At 68.0% G+C, this 21,311-nt stretch carries 20 protein-coding genes; 14 read left to right on the forward strand and 6 right to left on the reverse strand.

The annotated features are described in order from the left end of the window. Nucleotides 1–17: 17 nt before the first annotated feature. The 9 genes from GGQ80_RS03415 to GGQ80_RS03455 all read left to right on the forward strand — a co-directional run bounded on the left by GGQ80_RS03415 (nucleotide 18) and on the right by GGQ80_RS03455 (nucleotide 8,474). Nucleotides 18–1,055 carry a substrate-binding domain-containing protein gene (locus GGQ80_RS03415; protein ID WP_183982507.1) on the forward strand — a complete coding sequence of 346 codons (1,038 nt, stop codon included), beginning with the start codon at nucleotides 18–20 and terminating at the stop codon, nucleotides 1,053–1,055. Beyond that, complete coding sequence (pstC, locus tag GGQ80_RS03420; RefSeq protein WP_183982508.1) at nucleotides 1,052–2,425, forward strand: phosphate ABC transporter permease subunit PstC; 1,374 nt, start codon at nucleotides 1,052–1,054, stop codon at nucleotides 2,423–2,425. Before GGQ80_RS03415 ends, pstC begins: the two co-directional genes overlap by 4 nt. Then, the gene (gene pstA, locus GGQ80_RS03425; protein WP_183982509.1) at nucleotides 2,418–3,614 is read left to right on the forward strand and encodes a phosphate ABC transporter permease PstA; all 1,197 of its coding nucleotides are present in this window, start codon (nucleotides 2,418–2,420) and stop codon (nucleotides 3,612–3,614) included. Before pstC ends, pstA begins: the two co-directional genes overlap by 8 nt. Further along, on the forward strand, nucleotides 3,611–4,372 hold the full coding sequence (pstB, locus tag GGQ80_RS03430; protein WP_183982510.1) for a phosphate ABC transporter ATP-binding protein PstB: 762 nt from the start codon (nucleotides 3,611–3,613) through the stop codon (nucleotides 4,370–4,372). The genes pstA and pstB overlap by 4 nt, the downstream gene beginning before the upstream one ends. After that, complete coding sequence (gene phoU, locus GGQ80_RS03435; protein ID WP_183982511.1) at nucleotides 4,369–5,088, forward strand: phosphate signaling complex protein PhoU; 720 nt, start codon at nucleotides 4,369–4,371, stop codon at nucleotides 5,086–5,088. Before pstB ends, phoU begins: the two co-directional genes overlap by 4 nt. Continuing rightward, complete coding sequence (phoB, locus tag GGQ80_RS03440) at nucleotides 5,088–5,780, forward strand: phosphate regulon transcriptional regulator PhoB (RefSeq protein ID WP_183982922.1); 693 nt, start codon at nucleotides 5,088–5,090, stop codon at nucleotides 5,778–5,780. Before phoU ends, phoB begins: the two co-directional genes overlap by 1 nt. A 103-nt stretch (nucleotides 5,781–5,883) precedes the next feature. Continuing rightward, nucleotides 5,884–6,363 carry a hypothetical protein gene (locus GGQ80_RS03445; RefSeq protein WP_183982512.1) on the forward strand — a complete coding sequence of 160 codons (480 nt, stop codon included), beginning with the start codon at nucleotides 5,884–5,886 and terminating at the stop codon, nucleotides 6,361–6,363. An 83-nt stretch (nucleotides 6,364–6,446) separates the two neighbouring features. Further along, nucleotides 6,447–7,346 carry an SDR family NAD(P)-dependent oxidoreductase gene (locus GGQ80_RS03450; RefSeq protein WP_183982513.1) on the forward strand — a complete coding sequence of 300 codons (900 nt, stop codon included), beginning with the start codon at nucleotides 6,447–6,449 and terminating at the stop codon, nucleotides 7,344–7,346. A gap of 63 nt (nucleotides 7,347–7,409) precedes the next feature. Continuing rightward, entirely contained in the window at nucleotides 7,410–8,474 is a 1,065-nt protein-coding gene (locus GGQ80_RS03455) for a hypothetical protein (protein WP_183982514.1), read from the forward strand. Nucleotides 8,475–8,479: 5 nt separating this feature from the next. Here the strand turns inward: GGQ80_RS03455 and GGQ80_RS03460 are convergent, their stop codons facing one another. Then, nucleotides 8,480–8,815 (reverse strand): AprI/Inh family metalloprotease inhibitor, encoded by a 336-nt coding sequence (locus tag GGQ80_RS03460; RefSeq protein WP_183982515.1) that lies wholly within the window; start codon nucleotides 8,813–8,815, stop codon nucleotides 8,480–8,482. A 219-nt stretch (nucleotides 8,816–9,034) separates the two neighbouring features. Between GGQ80_RS03460 and GGQ80_RS03465 the strand changes: the two genes are divergently transcribed. Further along, on the forward strand, nucleotides 9,035–10,534 hold the full coding sequence (locus GGQ80_RS03465) for a serralysin family metalloprotease (RefSeq protein ID WP_183982516.1): 1,500 nt from the start codon (nucleotides 9,035–9,037) through the stop codon (nucleotides 10,532–10,534). 40 nt (nucleotides 10,535–10,574) lie between these two features. Here GGQ80_RS03465 and GGQ80_RS03470 read toward each other — a convergent pair whose 3' ends face one another. Next, nucleotides 10,575–10,922 carry a DUF2794 domain-containing protein gene (locus GGQ80_RS03470; protein ID WP_183982517.1) on the reverse strand — a complete coding sequence of 116 codons (348 nt, stop codon included), beginning with the start codon at nucleotides 10,920–10,922 and terminating at the stop codon, nucleotides 10,575–10,577. Next, a complete protein-coding gene (epsC, locus tag GGQ80_RS03475) occupies nucleotides 10,922–11,599 on the reverse strand; it encodes a serine O-acetyltransferase EpsC (RefSeq protein WP_183982518.1) in 678 nt (225 codons plus the stop codon). The genes GGQ80_RS03470 and epsC overlap by 1 nt, the downstream gene beginning before the upstream one ends. 123 nt (nucleotides 11,600–11,722) lie before the next feature. Here epsC and GGQ80_RS03480 point away from each other — a divergent pair, with 123 nt between their 5' ends. From GGQ80_RS03480 to GGQ80_RS03490, 3 genes are read left to right on the forward strand one after another with little or no spacing between them, the layout of a single operon-like run. Beyond that, entirely contained in the window at nucleotides 11,723–12,490 is a 768-nt protein-coding gene (locus tag GGQ80_RS03480; protein ID WP_183982519.1) for a TSUP family transporter, read from the forward strand. A 58-nt stretch (nucleotides 12,491–12,548) separates the two neighbouring features. Then, a complete protein-coding gene (locus tag GGQ80_RS03485; RefSeq protein ID WP_183982520.1) occupies nucleotides 12,549–13,451 on the forward strand; it encodes a hydrogen peroxide-inducible genes activator in 903 nt (300 codons plus the stop codon). 48 nt (nucleotides 13,452–13,499) lie between these two features. Continuing rightward, nucleotides 13,500–14,138 carry a fasciclin domain-containing protein gene (locus GGQ80_RS03490; protein ID WP_183982521.1) on the forward strand — a complete coding sequence of 213 codons (639 nt, stop codon included), beginning with the start codon at nucleotides 13,500–13,502 and terminating at the stop codon, nucleotides 14,136–14,138. Nucleotides 14,139–14,166: 28 nt separating this feature from the next. On the opposite strand, the gene GGQ80_RS03495 is transcribed toward GGQ80_RS03490, so the two are convergent. Together GGQ80_RS03495 and GGQ80_RS03500 are read right to left on the reverse strand one after the other, a co-directional pair. Beyond that, entirely contained in the window at nucleotides 14,167–15,600 is a 1,434-nt protein-coding gene (locus GGQ80_RS03495; RefSeq protein ID WP_183982522.1) for a glycoside hydrolase family 125 protein, read from the reverse strand. Then, the gene (locus tag GGQ80_RS03500) at nucleotides 15,597–17,921 is read right to left on the reverse strand and encodes a GH92 family glycosyl hydrolase (protein WP_183982923.1); all 2,325 of its coding nucleotides are present in this window, start codon (nucleotides 17,919–17,921) and stop codon (nucleotides 15,597–15,599) included. The genes GGQ80_RS03495 and GGQ80_RS03500 overlap by 4 nt, the downstream gene beginning before the upstream one ends. Before the next feature lie 114 nt (nucleotides 17,922–18,035). Here GGQ80_RS03500 and GGQ80_RS03505 point away from each other — a divergent pair, with 114 nt between their 5' ends. Beyond that, a complete protein-coding gene (locus GGQ80_RS03505; protein ID WP_183982523.1) occupies nucleotides 18,036–19,628 on the forward strand; it encodes a hypothetical protein in 1,593 nt (530 codons plus the stop codon). 5 nt (nucleotides 19,629–19,633) lie between these two features. Here the strand turns inward: GGQ80_RS03505 and GGQ80_RS03510 are convergent, their stop codons facing one another. Further along, nucleotides 19,634–21,229, reverse strand: a complete 1,596-nt coding sequence (locus GGQ80_RS03510) for a long-chain fatty acid--CoA ligase (RefSeq protein WP_183982924.1) — start codon at nucleotides 21,227–21,229, stop codon at nucleotides 19,634–19,636. Nucleotides 21,230–21,311 lie beyond the last annotated feature (82 nt).

The raw sequence follows: 21,311 nt of genomic DNA on the forward strand, positions 1-21,311 counted from the left end.
GCCGCGGCGAGGTTTCGATGCGGACTTTGGTTGCGATTCTCGGGCTGTTGCTCGCGGGTTGCCAGGATCAGGCGAACGGTGGGGGCGGCACGCGGGATCAGATCACCGTGGTCGGCTCGTCGACCGTCTATCCCTTCACCACGATCGTCGCCGAGCGCTTCGTCGCCCGCGCACCCTCTGCGCGCGCGCCCGTGATCGAATCGACCGGCACCGGGGCCGGCATGCGCCTGTTCTGCGGCGGCATCGGCGCGGCCTATCCCGATATCGTCGACGCCTCGCGCCGGATGACCGCGGGCGAATATGCCGCCTGCCGCCGCCATGGCGTGAACGAGGTGATCGAAGTGCCGATCGGGCTCGACGGCCTTGCCTTCGCCCAGGCACGGGGCGGGCCGTCGCTCCGCCTGACCCCGGCGATCCTCTACCGCGCCCTCGCCGCCGATCCGGGCGGCCGGGTCAACACCGCGCGTACCTGGGCCGATGTCGACCCCTCGCTGCCGCGCGTGCCGATCAAGGTCTATGGTCCGCCTGCGACCAGCGGCACCCGCGACGCCCTCGTCGAATTGATCCTGATCCCCGGCTGCCGCGCCGTCGAGGGCGAGGCGCTCGTCGCCGCGCGCGCCAACCCCGACGCCCGCCGCGCCTTCTGCGGTCGCCTGCGCGAGGACGGCGCCTTCGTCGACGCCGGCGAAAACGACAATCTCGTCGTCCAGAAACTCGGTAGCGACCCTACCGCGATCGGCATGTTCGGCTACAGCTATCTCGAGGAGAATCGCGGCGCCGTCACCGGCTTGCCCGTGGCCGGCGTATCGCCCAGCTACGAAGCGATCGCGCGCGGCGACTATCCCGGCGCCAGGCCGCTCTACATCTACGTGAAGAAGGCGCATCTGCGCGCCGTACCGGGCCTGCGTGCCTTCCTTCGGCTCTACGCCGCCAGCTGGGGCCCGGGCGGCCCCCTCGTCCGACGCGGCCTCATCGCCGGGTCGGCCGACAGCCGGGCGCGCGCCGCCACCATCGTCGCCGCGGAAACCCCGCTCGATCCACGGTCGCTGTCGTGACTACCACCGGGCTGCTCTTCACCATCGTCGGCCTCGCGCTGATCGGCTGGCTGTCGGCGCGGATGCGCGCCGCCGCCTTCCGCCGGCCGGCGATCCAGCGGTTCGGCTCGCTGCCCGTCCACCATGCATGGGTCGTCGCGCTGTGGGTGCTGGGGCCGCCGTTGACCTTCCTCGTCATCTGGTCGCTGACATCCCCCGCGCTCGTCACCGACCGCGTGCTGGCCTCGCCGCTCGCCGCCGCGCTGCCCGCCAGCGCATTCGAGCGCGCCTCGATCCTCTCCGACGCGCGGGCATTGGCGCAGGGCAGTGGCGGCGTCTTCCATCCCGCCGCCGTCCGCCTGGCCCCCGCCTATGCCGCGGCGCAGCGTCACTATGATTGGCTGGCGAGCGCCGCCGCACTGATCCTCGCGCTTGCCGGCGGCGTCTTCGCCTTCGTCCGCGTCTCGCCCGCCTTTTCGGCGCGCTGGCGGCTCGAAAACGGCGTCGTCCTGCTCCTCCTCGCCGCGGCGCTGGTCGCGATTCTGACCACCGCGGGCATCGTCGGCTCGCTGCTGTACGAAGCCGCGCGCTTCTTCGCGATGGTGCCCGCGATCGACTTCCTGACCGGTACGCGCTGGAGTCCGCAGGTCATCGATCCCGCCGATCCCGGCGCCAGCCTCGGCGCGCTGCCGCTGTTCTGGGGCACCTTCTTCATCGGCGCGATCATCGCGATGGCGGTCGCGCTGCCGCTCGGCCTGATGAGCGCGATCTACCTCGGCCAATATGCCCGGCCGCGCACGCGCGCCTGGGCCAAGCCGGCGCTCGAGGTGCTCGCCGGCATCCCCACCGTCGTCTACGGCTATTTCGCCGCGCTCAGCGTCGCGCCGCGCGTTCGCGACCTCGGCCTCTTCCTCGGCATCGCCGACGCCTCGTCGGAAAGCGCGCTCGCGGCGGGGCTCGTGATGGGGATCATGATCGTCCCCTTCGTCTCCTCTACCGCCGACGACGCCTTGCGCGCGGTGCCCGCCGAGATGCGCGACGGCAGCCTGGCGCTGGGCGCCACGCCGTCGGAGACGATCCGCCACGTCCTCATCCCCGCCGCGCTGCCCGGCATCGCCGGCGGAGTCCTGCTCGCGATCAGCCGCGCGATCGGCGAGACGATGATCGTCGTCATGGCGGCCAGCGGCGTCGCCACGCTGACGCTCGATCCCTTTGCCAGCACTACCACCGTCACCAAGCAGATCGTCGACCTGTTGACCGGCGAAGCGGAGTTCGACAGCGCCAAGACGCTCGCCGCCTTCGCGCTGGGGCTCGTCCTGTTCGCGGCGACGCTGCTCCTTAACGTCGTCGCGCTGGTCATCGTGAAGCGCTATCGCGAGGCGTATGAATAGCGCCGCGCCCCTCGCCGCGCGCCGTCGCCAGCGCAATGCCGCCGAGCGCCGGTTCCGGCTGGCCGCGCTCGCCGCCGTCTGCCTATCGCTCGGCTTCGTCGTCTTCCTGCTCGGCACGATGGCGGTGGAGGGCGCGCGCGGCTTCGTCGAGACGCGCGTCACGCTGCCGATCGACCTCAAGGCCGCCGGGTTGACCGCGACGGATGGCGAGGCCCGGTTCGCCGCGGCCATCGACGACGCCGCCACCCGTGCCTTTGGCCGCAACGGTCCCGCCTGTCTCGCCGAGGGCAGCTGGATGCACCTGCGCGACGCCGTACGCCAGGACCCCGCCTTGCTTGTCCGCCCCGGCTCGATCGAGCTGCCCGCGAGCAGCCCGGTCGATGTCGCGGCCAAGCATGACGGCACCCCCGCCGCTGAAGCCGCTGTCGCTCGCCTCACCGCCGCCGGGGCGCTGTCGCGGGGGATCGACTGGGCGTTCCTGACCGGCGCCGACGCCACCGACCCGGTTCGCGCCGGGATCTGGAGCGCGCTCAAGGGCTCGCTCCTGACCCTTACCGTGACGTTGCTGCTCGCCTTCCCGATCGGCGTCCTCGCGGCGCTGTACCTCGAGGAATATGCGCCGCGAAACCGCTGGACCGACTTCATCGAGGTATCGATCAACAATCTCGCCGCCGTCCCCTCGATCATCTTCGGGCTCCTCGGCCTGGCCGTCTTCCTCGGCACCCTCCACCTGCCGCGCTCGGCGCCGCTGGTCGGCGGGCTAACGCTGGCGCTGATGACGATGCCGGTGATCGTCATCGCCGGGCGCAACGCGATCCGCGCCGTGCCGCCCTCCATCCGCGACGCCGCGCTCGCGGTCGGTGCGACGCCCGTGCAGGTGATGTTCGACCATGTCCTGCCGCTCGCCATGCCGGGCATCCTGACCGGCACCATCCTGGGTCTCGCCCGTGCGCTCGGTGAGACGGCGCCGCTGCTGATGATCGGCATGCGCGCCTTCATCGCTGCAGCCCCACGGGGGTTCACCGATCCCGCGACCGTACTGCCGGTGCAGATCTTCCTCTGGTCCGACCAGATCGATCGCGGCTTCGTCGAGAAGACCAGCGCCGCGATCATCGTCCTCCTTGTCCTGCTGCTCTCGATGAGCGGCATCGCCATCTGGCTGCGCCAGCGCTTCGAGGCCCGCCGATGACCGACGCCAAGCTTTCCGCCCGCAACGTCAGCGTCTTCTATGGCGCCACCCGCGCGATCGACGACGTCTCGATGGACATCACCCGCGACGAGGTGGTCGCCTTCATCGGCCCGTCGGGCTGCGGCAAGTCGACCTTCCTGCGCACGCTCAACCGCATGAACGACACCGTCGCCAATGCGCGGGTCGAGGGTACGATCCTGCTCGATGGCGAGGACGTCTACGCCCCCGCGATGGACGTGGTCGAGCTGCGCGCCCGCGTCGGCATGGTGTTCCAGAAACCGAACCCCTTCGCCAAGTCGATCTACGCCAACGTCGCCTACGGCCCCAGCATCCACGGCCTCGCCCGCCATCGCGACGACATGGACCGGATCGTCGAGGACGCGCTGCGCCGTGCCGGCCTGTGGGACGAGGTGAAGGACCGGCTCGACGCCAGCGGCACTACCCTGTCGGGCGGCCAGCAACAGCGGCTGTGCATCGCCCGCGCCATCGCCGTCGATCCCGAGGTGATCCTGATGGACGAGCCTTGCAGCGCGCTCGATCCGATCGCGACCGCCCGGATCGAGGAGCTGATCCACGAGCTGCGCGGCCGCTACGCGATCGTGATCGTCACCCACAACATGCAGCAGGCGGCGCGCGTCAGCCAGCGCACCGCCTTCTTCAACCTCGGCCGTCTCGTCGAATTCGGCGCCACCTCCGACATCTTCACCAACCCGGTGGAGGAGCGGACCAAGGACTATATCACGGGACGCTACGGATGACCGACCCCACACGCTCCGCCCGGCATACGGTCAAAGCGTTCGACGCCGATATCGGCCAGCTGCGCGGCCTCATCAGCCACATGGGCGGCCTTGCCGAGGATGCGATCCAGCGCGCGATGCTGGCGCTTCAGCGCCCCGACAGCGCCCTCGCCGCACAGGTCCGCGCCGACGACAAGGCGATCGACGCGATCGAGGCGGAGGTCGAGCGCCTCGCCGTCCGTATCATCGCCCTGCGCGCGCCGATGGCGAACGACCTGCGCGAGGTCGTTGCCGCGCTCAAGATTGCCGCCGTCGTCGAACGCATCGGCGATTATGCCAAGAACATCGCCAAGCGCGTGCCGCTGATCGAGAGCGAGCACCGGATCGAGCCGATCTCGACCATCCCCGCGATGGCGACGATCGCCGCGCGCATGGTCCGCGACGCGCTCGACGCCTTCGCCGCGCGCGATGCGGATGCGGCGGTGCGCGTGTGCCAGAGCGACGCCGCGCTCGACGATTTCTACGACAGCATCTTCCGCACCCTCGTCACTCACATGGTCGAGAATCCGCGTACGATCACCCAGGTCGCCCATCTGCTCTTCGTCGCGAAAAATCTCGAGCGGATCGGCGATCATGCCACCAACGTCGCCGAGATGGTGTATTTCGCCGCCACCGGCAGTCAGATGGCCGACCGCGATCGCGATCGCGGCGCGCTTCCCGAGGAGGACCGTCGATGATGCCCCGTGCCCGTATGCTGCTCGTCGAGGACGACGCCGCACTTGCCGAGCTGCTCGTCTATCACTTCAAGCGCGAGGACTTCGAGATCGTCCAGACGCCCGACGGCGAAGAGGCGCTGCTGCTCGCCAAGGAGAAGGCGCCCGACATCGTCCTGCTCGACTGGATGGTCGAGGGGCTGTCGGGGATCGAGGTATGCCGCCGCCTGCGCCGCATGCCCGAGACGGCGAACGTGCCGATCATCATGCTGACCGCGCGCGGCGAGGAGGAGGACCGCGTCCGCGGCCTCGAAACCGGTGCCGACGATTACGTCACCAAGCCCTTCTCCCCGCGCGAACTCGTTGCGCGCGTCGGCGCCGTCCTGCGCCGCGTCCGCCCTGCACTCGCCGGCGAGGCGCTGATCTATGCCGATATCGAGATGGACACCGTCGGCCACAAGGTCCGCCGCGGCGGCGAGGTCGTCCAGCTCGGCCCGACCGAATTCCGCCTGCTCAAGCATTTCCTCGAGCATCCCGGCCATGTCTTCTCGCGCGAGCGGCTGCTCGACAGCGTCTGGGGCCACGACAGCGACATCGAGAGCCGCACCGTCGACGTCCATATCCGGCGACTGCGCAAGGCGATCAACGTCGGCGATCGGCCCGACATCATCCGCACCGTTCGCTCGGCGGGCTATGCGCTCGACTCGGGCGCCTGATCGGTCCGCTTTCGGATCGAACACGAAACGAGGGAGCCATCGCGGCAGTCGGGCGTTGGGCGAGGGCGCTGATGCACTCACGCATAAGAATTAGGAGAATGGCATGAAGCTCTTCCTGCTGGCAGCCACCGCCCTCGCCGCAACGCCGTTGATGGCCCAGACCACCCCGGCCCCTGCCGGATCGACCGATTCGACCATGTCGACGCAGACGACCACTGACGCGGCCCCCGCGACCCAGGACCCGTCGATGCAGCAGACGACGCCGCCCGACGCGTCGACGACGACCACCCCGCCCCCGGCCGACGCCTCGTCGATGCCGGCGCAGTCGACCGGTGGCATGGCCGGCACGATGCCTGCGCAGCCCAACGGCGGCATGGCGGCCGATCCCAACGCGCCGACCCCGGCGGGTGGCTACGCCCCGACCCAGCCGGCGATGACCGGCCAGATGCAGCCGGGCGTGCAGCCGACCTTCCGTCCGGCGCCGAGCCCCAGCGAGGCGTTCCCGCCGCCGCCGCCGAAGGCCAGCTATCCGATCTGCAAGAAGGGTCAGTACGACGGCTGTCGCCAGCGCGGCGGTAAGTAACCGATCCCCTCTGGCGGCGGTTGCATAGCCGCCGCCAGCTACTACGAAGGGCGCTCCATCACCGCGAAGGAGCGCCCTTTTTCATGTCCATCCGCTTCGACGACAAGGTCGCGATCGTCACCGGCGCCGGCGGCGGCCTGGGCCGCGAATATGCGCTCGAACTCGCCCGCCGCGGCGCCCGCGTCGTGGTCAACGATCTCGGAGGCTCGCGCGACGGCACCGGCCATTCCGACGCCGCGCTGAAGGTGGTCAAGGAGATCGAGGCCGCCGGCGGCCAGGCGATGTCGAACGGCGGCAACGTTGCCGAATACGACCAGATGGCCGACATGGTCGCCCGCGCGAAGGAAAAATGGGGCGGCGTCCATATCCTCATCAACAATGCCGGCGTCCTGCGCGACAAGACCTTCGCCAAGATGGACCCTGCCGACTTCGAATTCGTCGTCCGCGTCCACCTGCTCGGTTCGGCCTTCGCTACCAAGGCCTGCTGGGAGACGTTCCGCGAGCAGAATTACGGCCGCGTCCTCATGACCGCCTCGTCGACCGGCCTGTTCGGCAACTTCGGCCAGGCGAACTATGGCGCCGCCAAGATGGGCCTCGCCGGCCTCACCAAGACGCTTCAGATCGAGGGCGCGAAGAACAACATCCGGGTCAACACGATCGCGCCGACCGCCGGCACGCGGATGACGCAGGACATCTTCCCCGAGGCGCTGTTCGACGCCTTCTCGCCGGAAAAGGTCGCACCCGGCGCACTCTACCTCGTCAGCGAGGATGCGCCATCGAACGTCATCCTCGGCGCCGGCGCCGGCGTCTTCCAGGCAAGCTACGTCACGCTCACGCCGGGCAAGCTGCTGAAGGGCGACGACTTGTCCGTCGAGGGCGTCGCCGCGCACTGGGACGCAATCGTGTCGCGCGAAGGCGAGATCGTGCCGCAGTCGGGTGGCGAACAACCAATGATGATCGGGCGCATCCTCCAGCAAGGCTGAGCAACAAGGCTGTATTGCTCTACCAATACACATGCACTAATCTGTGTCGAACGGGAGGTGCCGATGTATAGTGAAAGCGATATCGACGCTGCGGTGGGTGCGGGGGCGCTCACCGCACAGGCTGCGGATGATTTCAGGACCTATATAGCCCGGATGCGGGTGACCCCCGCGGTCGACGAGGAGAGCTTCCGCCTCCTCACCGGGTTCAACGACATTTTCGTCTCGATCGCGATCGTGCTGCTGCTCGTCGCGACCAGCTGGATCGGCGGCACCATCGCATCGCCCTTCGCCGGGCTCGGCGTCGCCGCCGTCGCCTGGGGCCTCGCCGAATATTTCACCGCCAGGCGCCGCATGGCGCTGCCCTCGATCGTGCTGCTCATCGCCTTCGTCGGCGGTGTGGCCGCGACCTTCGCGGCGCCGATCGCGGCGAACGCCGATGCCGTCAACGCCTGGCTGAAGACCGTCGCCAGCACCGAGGACGGCCAAGCCGCGATCGCCGCGCTGATCGCGGCCGTCATCGCTGCCGTCACCGCCGCCGCCGCCTTCGTCCACTGGCGCCGCTTCATGGTGCCGATCACCGTCGCCGCGGCGGCGGTCGCGGTGGTGGGTGTCGGCATCTCGCTGATCGTGGCGCTGATCCCGGTAGCACGCGAGGCGATCTATCCGCTGGTGTTCGTCGCTGGCCTCGCCATGTTCGCCTTCGCGATGCGCTGGGACATGAGCGACCGCGAACGTCGCACCCGCCGCGCCGACGTCGCCTTCTGGCTGCATCTCGCCGCCGCGCCGATGATCGCGCATTCGCTGTTCAACCTGATCGGCGTGTTCGGCGGCGATGTCGATGCCGGGCGGGCCTTGCTGGTACTGCTGCTCTACATCGGCTTTGCCGTCGTCGCGCTGGCGGTGGACCGGCGCGCGCTGCTCGTCTCGAGCCTCGTTTATGTGCTCTATGCGATGTACGCGCTGTTCCAGACTGCCGGCGCCGTCGAGCTGTCGGCCGCCTTCACCGCGCTCGTGATCGGATCGGCGTTGCTGCTGCTCTCGGCCTTCTGGCAGCCCGTTCGCGCCCGCGTGGTCGCGATGCTCGGCGATATCGGCGGCCGGCTACCCCCGGTCCAGCTCGCACACTGACCCGATCAGCCGGCGGCGCGCGCCAGCGTCGCCGGTTGACCGTCGACATCGGCGCGGCCGCTGCCGTCGCCCTGATCGGCGAACAGCACGATCGTCAGCCGATCGAGCCCCGCCAGCTCGATGCCGTCGGGCGCCGGTCGCCACCCAGCGACGGCCTTGCCCAGCATATCGCCCAGGCACGCCGCGCCCTCGTCGATTCCATAGGCGTTGGCGTCCTCAACTCGTCCGGTACCCAACCGCACGGTGCATTGCCGCCCGCGTACGCTAACGTTCCAGCGTCCTGCCACCTCGGCGGGCTCAGCCATGCGCAGGCTGCGGACGGTTGCTCGGCTCGTCTCCATTGCGGCTCCGTTCGTGGCATCGGCGGCACAACCGGTTGCAAAGCCGCCAACATATATCAACATGACTGTCGCACTCAGCGAAGCAATTCCGCTTTGTAGTCGTGCGGGGGCACCGGTACGGTCCGACGGGAAAGCGGATCGAAGCCGGATCACCGGGAGACGACGATGCGCTGGGAGAACCAATTTACCGCTGCCCGAGAGATTTCGCCGTGGCAGGCCATGGGTGTGGACTCCGATCGATACGACAGGGCTTTCAGCAGCCCCAACAACAATCAGGACGGCCGATTGTGCCAATGCCCGTCGTGCGCGGGCGGTGCCGGGCCTGACACCAACCACGTCAGCACCGGATTCTTTGCACTCAATGCCGAGGATCGCGGCGAGACAGGCACCAACGGCAAGACCTCGCTGACCATTGCCGAGGCCGCCGCGCAGATCGGCCGCGCGAACACGACGTGGAACGGCTCGACGCTCGGCCAGGCGGCAGAGGTCACCTACGCCTTCCGCGCCAGCGCGCCCGCGACGATGCCCAACGGCACCTCGGGCTTCTCGGTGTTCAACGCCGCGCAGATCGAACAGGCCAAGATCGCGCTGCAGAGCTGGTCCGATGTCGCGCAGATTACCTTCCGCCAGGTGACCGGGACCAACGGCTACAGCAACAATGCGTCGATGTTACTCGGCAACTACTCGACCGGTGCGTCGGGCGCGGCTGCCTTTGCCTATTATCCCGGCAACGGCGTCGGCGGCGATAGCTGGTACAACAGCTCGCTCAGCTACAATAGCGCGCCGGACAATCTGAACTACGGCGGCCAGGTGCTGGTCCACGAGATCGGTCATGCCATCGGCCTCGGCCATCCCGGCGATTACAACGCCGGCAACGGCTCGCCGACCTACGCCAACAGCGCGCAATATTACGAGGATACGCGCCAGTATTCGGTCATGAGCTACTGGTCGGAAACGAACACCGGCGGCAATAACGGCGGTCTCTACGCCGCCGCCCCGCTGCTCGACGACGTCGCCGCCGCGCAGCGCCTGTACGGCGCCAACATGACGACGCGGACGGGCGATACGGTGTACGGCTTCAACTCGAACACCGGCCGTGACTATTACACCGCGACCACCTCGTCGTCGGGCCTCATCTTCGCCGCCTGGGACGCCGGCGGCAACGACACGTTCGACTTTTCCGGCTACGCGAAGAACCAGCTGATCGACCTTAACGACGGGCATTTCTCCAACGTCGGCGGGCTCGTCGGCAACGTCGCGGTGGCGGCTGGCGTCATCATCGAGAATGCGACCGGTGGCAGCGGCAACGATTCGTTGATCGGTAACGAGGTCGCCAACGTCCTGCGTGGCGGCGCCGGTGCCGATACCATCGACGGCGGGCTAGGTGCCGACCTTCTTTACGGCGGATCGGGGGCCGATCGCTTCGTCTTCGATCAGCTGGCGGATTCGACCTCCAGCGCGCGCGACCGCATTCTCGACTTCACCAGCGGCTCGGACAAGATCGACTTCTCGGCGATCGACGCCAATCCGAACGAGAGCGGTGACCAGGCGTTCACTCAGGTGTCGAGCTTCAGCGGCCAGTCGGGCCAGGCGATCTTCGCCTATGACCAGGGCAGCAACACGACGACGATCAGCCTCGACGGCAACGGCGATCGGGTCGCCGACCTCGGCCTGTCGGTCACAGGCACGGTCATGCCGTCGCTCGACGTCGTCTTCTGATCGGGTGGCCGGGCGGCCGATCGCGCCGCCCGGCTTCTCGTCAATCGTCGTCGACCAGCTTCATTAGCCGCCGCTCGACCGGCGCCAGCACCGGCCCCAGCTCGTGCCCGCGCTTGAGCACGGTGCCATGCTCGCCGATCAGCGCCCACATGCCCTGCCGGCTGCGCAAGGAAGGGCGTTTCTCGATCCTGAACTCGGGTCGCTCGGCCGACCGGCGGAACGCCGCGAAGATCGCCGCCTCGCGGCCCAGCTCCATCGCATAGTCGCGCCAATGCCCCGCCGCGACCATTCGCCCGTACAGATCCAGGATCCGTGTCAGCTCGGCCCGGTCGAAGCCGATCTGGCTCGGCTTGCCGCCGGCGTTGGGAAAGGGCGTGACGGTGCCCATCAGGCCCGATCGCGCTCCTGTTCGGCCAGCACCGCATCAAGCCGCTTGCGCATCGCGTCCAGCTCGCAGCGCATGATCTCCAGCTTCTGCGTCTGCGGATCGAACATCTCGGAACAGGGCGTGCCATAGGGCACAAACCGCGGCGCCTCGCCCGCGCCGCCCTCGATCACCGTCGGCCGGGCGGGAATGCCGACCATCACTGCGCCCTCGGTCACGTCCTTCGTCACCACCGCATTGGCCCCGACGCGCGCGCGCTTGCCGACCAGGATCGGCCCCAGCACCTGCGCGCCGGATCCGATGATGACGCCGTCCGCCAGCGTCGGATGCCGCTTTCCCGCAACGCCGTTGTCGGGACTGGTCCCGCCGAGCGTGACGCACTGATAGATGGTGACATCATTACCGATTTCCGCCGTCTCGCCGATCACGACGAAGCCGTGGTCGATGAAGAAGCGCTTGCCGATCTTGGCGCCCGGATGGATGTCGATCGCGGTCGTCGCGCGGCTGTAGTGATTGACCATCCGCGCCAGCAGGAACAGCCGCCTGCCGTACAACCGGTGCGCGATACGATGCCAGAACAGCGCCCAGACACCCGGATAAGTCAGCACTTCCCAGCGGCTGTGCGGCGCCGGATCGCGGGCGCGGATCGAATCCAGATACTCGGTCAGCTTCGCGAACATTCGTCTCGATCCCCTTATCGCCCCCGATTTAGGTCGCCACTCGTCCGATTGCCAGCACCGGGCATCGGCGCCCTAAAGCCTATCTATCTTGTCGGGGATGCTCGCGTCGGGCAGGTCGGGAGCGTGCCCGATCTTGCCAGCTTCGATGTCAGCGCCCTGCTGCCCTTCATCGCGGTGGGATTCGCCGCTCAGGTCGTCGACGGCGCGCTCGGCATGGCGTTCGGCGTCATCTCGAACACCATGCTGTTGTGGATCGGCGTCCCTCCCGCCGCGGCGTCGGCGGGCGTCCACACCGTCGAGACCTTCACCACCGCCGTCTCGGGGATCAGCCACGTCGCGCATCGCAACGTCAACTGGCGGCTGTTCCTGCGAATCATGATCCCCGGTGTCATCGGCGGCGTACTCGGTGCCTATGTGCTGTCGAACGTCGATGCCGCGGTGACGAAGCCGTTCATCCTCGGCTATCTCAGCGTCATCGGCCTCTATCTGCTCTGGCGCGCCTGGCGGTATCCACCTCAGGTGAAGGAGCCGAAGATCGTCGAGCCGCTCGGCCTCGTCGGCGGCTTCCTCGATGCGGCGGGCGGCGGCGGCTGGGGGCCGGTCGTCACCAGCAACCTGCTCGTCCAGGGCGCGTCGCCGCGGACGACGATCGGCACCGTCAACACCGCCGAATTCTTCCTGACGACGACGATCTCGATCACGTTCCTTACCCAGCTCGGCTGGGCGGCTTTCACCGTCGCCACCCTCGGCCTGCTGATCGGCGGCATCGTCGCGGCGCCGTTCGGCGCGATGCTTGCCAAGCGCGTGCCCCCGAAGCGGCTGCTCGGCCTTGTCGGCACGATCCTGACGATCACCAGCGCCTTCGGCCTCTATCGCGCCATATTCCACTGACGCTGGCATGATCGACCGCTTCGACTAGGATGGCGTCGCACGATCGACTGAGGCGATAATGGCGACGACGTACCTACCCACGCTCAAGCAGCTGCAATATCTACTCGCCTTGCGCGATCACGGCCATTTCGGCCGCGCAGCGGAGGCGTGCTTCGTCACCCAGTCGACCCTGTCCGCCGGCCTGCGCGAGCTGGAGACGCTGATCGGCGTGACGCTGGTCGAGCGTACCCGCCGCGTCGTCCGCTTCACGCCGCTGGGGGAACGCATCGCCGCGAAGGCGCGCATCGTCCTGCGCGAGGCGGAAGAGCTCGGCGATATGGCCCGCGCCGCCGGCCGCCCCCTGTCGGGGGACATGCGCATGAGCGTGATCCCCACCATCGCCCCCTTCATGCTTCCGCGCATTCTGCCCCGGCTGCGCCGCGACTATCCCGACCTGAAGCTGTTCCTGCGCGAGGAGCCGAGCGGCCCCGCGTGCGAGGGGTTGCACAATGGGCGCACCGATTGCGTCCTGCTCGCCCTCCCCTTCACCTGCGGCGAGGTAGCGTCGCAGGCGCTGTTCGACGATCGTCTCTTCGTCGCTTTCCAGCCGCAGGACATGCCCAACCTTCCGCCCAAGGTCCCGGCCGAAGCGATCGACGAGACGCGGCTGCTGCTGCTCGAGGACGGCCACTGCCTGAAGGACCATGCGCTGTCCGCCTGCAACCGTCCCGAACTGCGCGCCGAGGCGACGATGCTCGGCACCTCGCTCCACACCATCGTCCAGATGGTCGACAATGGCCTCGGCATGACGATGCTGCCCGAAATGGCGGTCAACGCCGGCATCCTCGAGCATACCAGCATCGTCGCCCGCCCCCTCGATGCGGTGAACGCGACGCGCACGATCGCGCTCGTCTGGCGGCGCTCGTCGCCGCGAGAGCGCGATTTCCAGCTGCTGGCCGGGGTCCTTGCCGAGGCGCCGTGAAACCGATCGTGGCGATCGACCGTAGTGCCTCGCAAAGGGAGACCATCGATGACCCGCACCATCCTGTTCACCGCCGTCGCCGCGCTGGCGCTGGCCGGTTGCGGTGGCCGTAAGGACGAGGCCGAAAGCGCCGGCTCCGCCGCCCCAACTGCGCTGCCCAGCCCCACGCCCACCGCCACCCCGGTCGCCGCGACGGGCAATCCCGAGATCGCCGGTACCGCGGTTCCGACGGACCGCTCCATCGCGGACACCATCGCCGCCACACCCTCGCTGTCGACGCTGGCGCAGGCGATCCGTGCCGCCGACCTCACCCCGCGCCTCGCCGCGCCCGGCTCGATCACCGTTTTCGCGCCCAGCAACGCCGCCTTCGGCCGCCTCGCCCCCGGCACCGTCGACAGCCTGCTGAAGCCCGAGAACAAGGCCTCGCTCGTCAAGCTGCTGAGCTATCACGTCGTCGCCGGCTCGATCACCGCCGACCAGCTCGTCGCCATGATCCGCGCCGCCGGCGGCACCGCCACGCTGACGAGCATCCTCGGCCAGCCGATCCGCGCGACGATGACCGGCAACGTCGTCACGCTGACCAGCGCCACCGGCAACCTGAGCTACGTCGAGATCGCCGACATCCGCCAGACCAACGGCGTGATCCACGTCGTCAACGGCGTGCTGGTCCCGACGCTGGCGAACTAGGCAAATCCCCCCCGGCATGGGGAGGATTTCAATACACCACCCCCAGCAACCCCGGCTTCCGCCGCTCCAGATCCAGCACCAGATCCCCGAACAACCCGTTCGCCCACGCAAACCATTTGCGCGTGAACTTGCTAGGATCGTCCTTCAGGAAACTCTCGTGCATGAAGCCGGTGTCGGCATGGGTCCGCTTCAGCCACGTCAGGCACTGGCGGATCACCGCATCGTCGTCGCTCAGCAACGCACGCGCTATAATCGACATCGGCCAGATCATGTCCATCCCCGCATGCGGCCCACCGATTCCCTCGGCCGCCGAACCCGAAAAGAAATAAGGGTTGCGCCCCGACCACGCGAGCGCAGCCGTGCGGCGCCACAGCGGATCGTCGCGCGTCGCCGATCCCAGCAGCGGCAGGGCCGACAGGCTCGGCACATTGGCGTCGTCCATGAAGATCGCATTGCCGAAGCCGTCGACCTCGTACGCCCACACCTCGCCGCCCCTGCCGTCCGTCATCCGGCCATGCGCCCGAAGCGCCGCCTCGACCTCCGCCGCCAGCGCTTCGGCGCGCCCCGCCGCCGCCGCATCGCCGCGCGCCTCGCGCAGCACCGTCGCCAGCATCTGCAACGCCGACACCGCGAACAGATTCGACGGGATCAGGAACGGATAGACGCACGCATCATCCGACGGCCGGAACCCCGAATGGATCAGCCCGACCTTGCGCGTCGGCGCGCCATAGCCGCCGAACATCAGCGTCTCGGTCGGCGTCGTGTCGCGCCGCTGGAAATGATACGGCCCCGGCCCGTCCTTGCGCTGCTGTACCCGAAGCGTCTCGACCGCCAGCGCCATCGCTTGCGCCCAGGTCGCATCGAACGGCACCTTGTCGCGCGTCGCGGTCCAATAGCCATGCGACAGCCGCATCGGATAGCAGAGCGAGTCGATCTCCCACTTCCGCTCGGCCACGCCCGGCTTCATCTCGGTCAGGTCGGTCCGCGCACTCAAGCTCGAGAGCGCGGTCGGATCCTCCATATAGGCGTTGGCATAGGGATCGATCAGGATGCACCGCGCCTGCCGCTGGATCAGCCCGTGGAACAGCCGCCGCAGCGCGGCATCCCTGGGCGTCAGATGGACATAGGTCTGCAACTGCGCCGAGCTGTCGCGTAGCCACAGCGCGTCGATGTCGCCGGTGATGACGAACGTATCGGGCTTGCCGTCGATCGTGCCGACCTTGGTCACGGTGGTATCGAGCGTATTCGGATAGCAATTCTCGAACAGCCACGCGATCTCGGGATCGGCGATCCGCCGCTTCACCCGCGCGATCTCCGCCTCCACCGCCGGGCTGGTGAAGCGCCGCTCGCCCTGCGGCGGTCGCTTGCTGGCGAACGCAGGTGCCGCCGCAACCGGCACCGCGGCCGATACCGCCAGCACGCCTGCCCCCGCCATCAGCTGGCGCCGGTCGACCCAGCTCATCGTGCGTCGCTCATCGAAAACGGCCGGTCCTTGATCGCCACGCCCCACTCCCTGTTCGGCGTCGGCCCCATGATGAAGCGCAAAGTCCCGCCGGCCTGAAGCTCCTGCCGCGGCAGATAGGGCTTGGTCCAGTCCCTGCCGTTCAGCGTCACCGACTGGATATAGACATTCTCGGCCGAATTGTTCGCGGCCTCGATCACCAGCCGATTGCCGCCTGGCATCGTCAGCCGAACCTCGCAGAACAGCGGACTGCCGATCGCATATTGCCCGGTCGCCGGCGTCACCGGGTAGAAACCCAGCGCGGAGAACACATACCACGCCGACGTCTGGCCATTATCCTCGTCACCCGGATAGCCGTCGGGCGTCGCCGCATAGAGCCGGCGCATCACGTCGCGCGCATGGAACTGCGCCTTCCACGGCGCACCGGCCCAGTCGTACAGATAGATCATGTGCTGGATCGGCTGGTTGCCGTGGGCGTACTGGCCCATGTCGACGACTTGCATCTCGCGGATCTCGTGGATCGTCTCGCCATAATAGCTGTCGTCGAAGCGCGGCGGCGTCGTGAAGATCGAATCGAGCCGCTCGACGAACCGGGCATCGCCGCCCATCAGCTCGGCCAGCCCGCGAACGTCCTGCATCACCGACCAGCTGTAATGCAGGGCATTGCCCTCGGTGAACGCATCGCCCCATTTCAGCGGGTTGTAGGGCGTCGCCCAGCTGCCATCCTGGCTTCGCCCGCGCATCCAGCCGCTCTCGCCATCGAACAGCTTGCGGTAATTCTGCGCTCGCGCCGCAAACAGCCGGGCGTCGTCGGTCTTGCCGAGCGCGCTCGCCAGCCGCGACAGGGCGAAGTCGGCGGTCGCATATTCCAGCGTCCGCGCCGCATTCTCGTTGATGCCGACGTCATAGGGCACATAGCCGAGTCGGTTGTAATATTCGACGCCTTCGCGCCCGACCGCGGCGATCGGCTTGCCCTTCTTGTCGAGCGGCCGCCCCTCGCTCGTCGTCGCCGCCTTCTTCGCCGCAGCATAGAGCGTCTTGACGTCATAGCCGCGGACGCCGTTGGTCCAGGCATCGGCGATGATGTTCGCCGAATTCGCCCCGATCATCACGTTACGATAGCCGGGGCTCATCCATTCGGGCAGCCAGCCGCCCTCCTTCACGGTGTTGGCGAGGCCCTGCATGATCTCGGCATCGCGCTCGGAATACATCAGCACGAAGAACGGGAACACCGCGCGCCACGTGTCCCAGAAGCCGTTGTCGGTATAGAGCGGCCCGGGATGCACCTTGCCGTCGAACGGGCTGTAATGGACCTGCCTGCCGGCCGCGTCGATCTCGTGAAACTGCCGCGGAAACAGCAGCATGCGATACAGCGCCGAATAGAAGGTGCGGCGATTGTCCTCGTTGGGATCGACCACCTCGATCCGCGCGAACTCCTTCTCCCATGCCGCCTTGGCCTTCGCCTCGGTCGCGGAAAAGCTGTCGCGCCCGATCTCGCTGTCGAGATTGCGCTGCGCCTGCTCGGCACTGACGAACGACGAGGCGACCCGCACCCCCACCTGCTCGCCGGCCTGCGTCCGGAAGCTGACCGCCGCGCCGACATGATCGCCCTCGCGCGACGGCGTGGCGGCGAGCGTGCCGTTGTCGTCCCACGTCCGCGTCACCGCGAAATCATGGTCGAACTCGGCAACGAACCAGTTGCGGAAATTCCCCGGCACCCCGCCATGATTGTTGCGGACATAGCCCGTAATCCGGCGCCGCTTCGCATCGATGCTGACCATCGATCCACCGGCATAACCGTCGAGGATGATATGCGCGTCGTCATTTTTGGGAAAGGTGAAGCGGAACTGCGCGGCGCGCGTCGTCGGCACCACCTCGGCGGTCACGTCATAGTCGGCCAGATACACCTTGTACCGGTACGGCCGCGCCTCTTCCGCCTTGTGGCTGTACCAGGAGGCGCGCTCCTCCTCGCCGACCTTCAGCGCCCCGGTCTCCGCGAACAGGGCGAAGGCGGCATAGTCGTTCATCCACGGGCTGGGCTGGTGCGTCTGCTTGATCCCGTTGATCTTCTCAGCATCGTAGGTGTAGCCCCAGCCGCTCCCCATCTTCCCGGTGACGGGGGTCCAAAAATTCATCCCCCACGGCACCGCCACCGCCGGATAGGTGTTGCCGTAAGACATGGTGTAGCTGGAATCGGTACCCATCAGCGGGTTAGCGAGGTCGACCAGAACGGTCTTTGCTGCAGCATTTTGCTGCGCAGCAATCGGCGTCGGCAGGGCGATCGCCGCCATCGTCGCCACGGTAATCATGCAGTGTCGCATCGCCATCTCCCGGCTCGTCACCGCCTTGCTAGCCGGTTCCGCCGGTGTAGGAAAATGTCGGACATGGCCCCCGCGCCCTAAAACCGACACCAATCGTCCGCAGGAGGACGCGGCATGACAGACCTGCTCAAATTTCCTCTGTTATTGGCGGCGCTTGCGGCGACTGCACCGACCCCGGCTGTCGCCGAATCCGCGCCCTTCGACCTCGTCGGCCCGCGCCTTCGCGTCACCATCGCGCGCAGCGGCCGCACGCTGCCGCTCGGCTCGGTCCCCAACCTCGCCGCCGGCGACCGGATCACGGTCCATGCCGAACTCGGCCGCGACAACGATACCCGCTACCTGCTCGTCGCTGGCTTCCTGCGCGGCCCCACCAGCCGTCCGCCCAAATCCTGGTTCAGCCGTGCCGAAACCTGGCGCGACAAGAAGGCCGACCTCTCGATCACCGTGCCCGGTGGCGCGAAGCAGTTGGTCTTGTTCCTCGCCCCCGATTCCGGCGGTTTCGACGCGATCGTCGATGCGGTGCGCAAGCAGCCCGGCTCGTTCGTCCGCGCGACGCAGGAGCTGAACCAGGCCAGCCTCGACCGCGCCCGTCTCGACATGTTCGTCGAGCGGATGCGCGAGCAGGAGCGCGTCGATCCCGACAAGATCGAAACGCTATCCCCCACCCTCACCCGCAGCCTCGCGGTGAAGCTCAAGACGGAGTGCCTGACGCTCTACGCCGCGGCGCAGGCGGGCTGCCTCACCGACAGTCGCGAATCGCTGCTGCTCGCCGACAGCCACACCTCGGCGCTCGCCGACACGCTGGTCGGTGCGCCGACCGACCTCGCCTTCCAGCTCAGCGCAACCCCGCAGGGCGGCTATGGCTATTACAGCCCCTATATCGGCGTCGTCCGCGATCTCGCCCGGATCTTCGGTGCATTCCAGGCAACGCAGTTCCGCTACATTCCAACGCTCACCAGCGTCCACGGCGGCGAAGCGACACTGCTGCTCAACGCCGCGCCCTCCTTCGCCAAGCCCAAGTCGGTGATGGTCGTCGCCATGCCAGCGATCGAGCCGGGCGAGGCACCGCCGCTCCGCCGCAGCGATCCCGGCGCGCCGGTCTGCCTGTCGCGCCCCGACCTGGTCCTGCCGATTGAAGGCGCGCCGCTGATCTACGCCACCCAGTTCGCGCACGATATGACGCTGTCGATCGAGCGACCAGGCGGCAAGCCGCTCGACCTGCCGCTGACCGCCGATGCGGGCCGTGGCGGCTATGTGCTGGCCAACGGCAAGGCGGGTTTCGCCGGCCTGCCGTCCAGCACTGACGCCAGGCTGCGCGGGCAATGGGGCTTCCTCCCCTTCACCGGCCCCGGCTATCGCCTACAGATCGCGCCCGCCGCGCCCGAGTGGAAGGCCGACGCCGCGCCGCTGGCTGCCAGCAAGGACGCCGCCGTCACCCTGACCGGCGCCGCCCCCGCCTGCGTGTCGTCGGTCGAGCTGCGTGGCGCAGGCGCATCGCGTCCGCTGCCGTGGAAGATCGACGGCACCGACAAGCTGATCATCTCGCTACCCGCCAGCGGCGTCACCGGCAGCGCCGTCCGCGTCGCCATCCGCTACGCCGGCCAGGACCAGCCCTCGCTCGTAGAGCTGCCGATCGCCCGGCCCGAGCCGGCGCCGTTGGCCGAACCCGTCGAGCCAGCGCCGCTCACCGCCCCGCTGCCCAACTGACTAGGTCAGGCCGCCGCCACCAGCCGGTAATCCCGATACCGCTCGCGCAGCGCCGTCTTCAGCAGCTTGCCCGTCGCGGTATGCGGCAACTCGTCGACGAACTCGATCGCGTCGGGCAGCCACCATTTGGCGACATGCTGCGCCAGATGCGCGCCGATCTCCTCGGCCGTCACCGTCGATCCCGGCTTGCGCACCACCAGCAGCAGCGGGCGCTCATCCCATTTCGGATGCGCGATCCCGATCGCCGCCGCCTCGGCGACGCCGGGACAGCCCACCGCTGCATTTTCCAGATCGACCGAGCTGATCCACTCGCCGCCCGACTTGATGACGTCCTTCGACCGGTCGGTAATCTGCATCGTGCCGTCGGGATGCAGCACCGCGACGTCGCCGGTGTCGAACCAGCCGTCAGCATCGACCGCATCCTCGCTCGCCCCGAAATAGCGCTTCACCACCCAAGGCCCGCGGATCTGCAGCCGCCCCGATGCCTCGCCGTCGCGCGGCAATTCCCGATCCTCGTCGTCGACGATGCGCAGCTCGACGCCGAACGGAATGCGCCCCTGCTTGGTCAGGATGTCGAGCTGCGCCTCGATGTCGAGGTCGTCCCAGTTCGCCGGCGGCGCGGCGGCGGTGCCGACCGGCGACGTTTCGGTCATCCCCCACAGATGCTTCACCTCGACTCCCATATCGGTCAGGCGCGCAATCATCGCGCGGGGCGCCGCGGAGCCGCCGATCGTCACCAGCTTCAGATGGGCCGGCGACTCCGCCCCGCCGTCGAGATGCGCGAACAGGCCAAGCCACACCGTCGGCACCCCCGACGACACCGTCACCTTCTCGCGCGTCATCAGCTCGCACAGCACCGCCGGCTCGTTGACCGCCGAAAACACTAGCTTCGATCCCGCCAACGGCGCAGCAAAGGGGATGCCCCAGGCACCGGCGTGGAACAGCGGCACGATCGGCAGCACCGACGATCGCGACGACAAGCCCAACACCGACGGCGATACGATCATCATCGCGTGCAGCAGGGTCGAACGATGCTCGTACAGCACGCCCTTCGGATTGCCCGTCGTCCCGCTGGTGTAGCAGAGCATGCACGGCTCGCGCTCGCCGCCCTCGACCCAGGCGTAATCGCCGTCTTCGGCATCGGCCAGCGCACGAAAGCTGCCCTCGCCGTCGCCATCGAACACGACATAATGCTCGATCGTCGTCCATTGATCGCGCAGCCGGTCGACGATCGGCTGGAACGCGCGATCGTAGAACAGCACGCGGTCCTCGGCATGGTTGGCGATATAGACCAGCTGTTCGTCGAACAGCCGCGGGTTGATCGTATGGACCACACCGCCCATCCCGATCGCGCCATACCAGGCGGTCAGGTGATGGCCGTGGTTCATGCCCAGCGTCGCGATCCGATCGCCGGGCTTCATGCCCAGCCGCTCCAGCGCCTGCGCCAGCCGCCGCGCGTCGGCATGGATGCCTGCCCAATCGCTCCGCGTCTCGCTGCCGTCGGCCCAGCGCGTCACGATCTCGCGCCCGCCATGTTCGCGCGCGGCATGGTCAAGCAGCCGTGGCACCCTCAGCTCGAAATCCTGCATCCCGCCGAGCATCACGCACCTCTCCTATGTTTTAAGGCAGCTTACGCGAACGGAAAGCGGGGGCAAGGGGCGGGGTGTGACGAAAGGTTGCCGC

This window comes from Sphingomonas jinjuensis, assembly GCF_014197105.1.
GTDB lineage: Bacteria > Pseudomonadota > Alphaproteobacteria > Sphingomonadales > Sphingomonadaceae > Sphingomonas > Sphingomonas jinjuensis.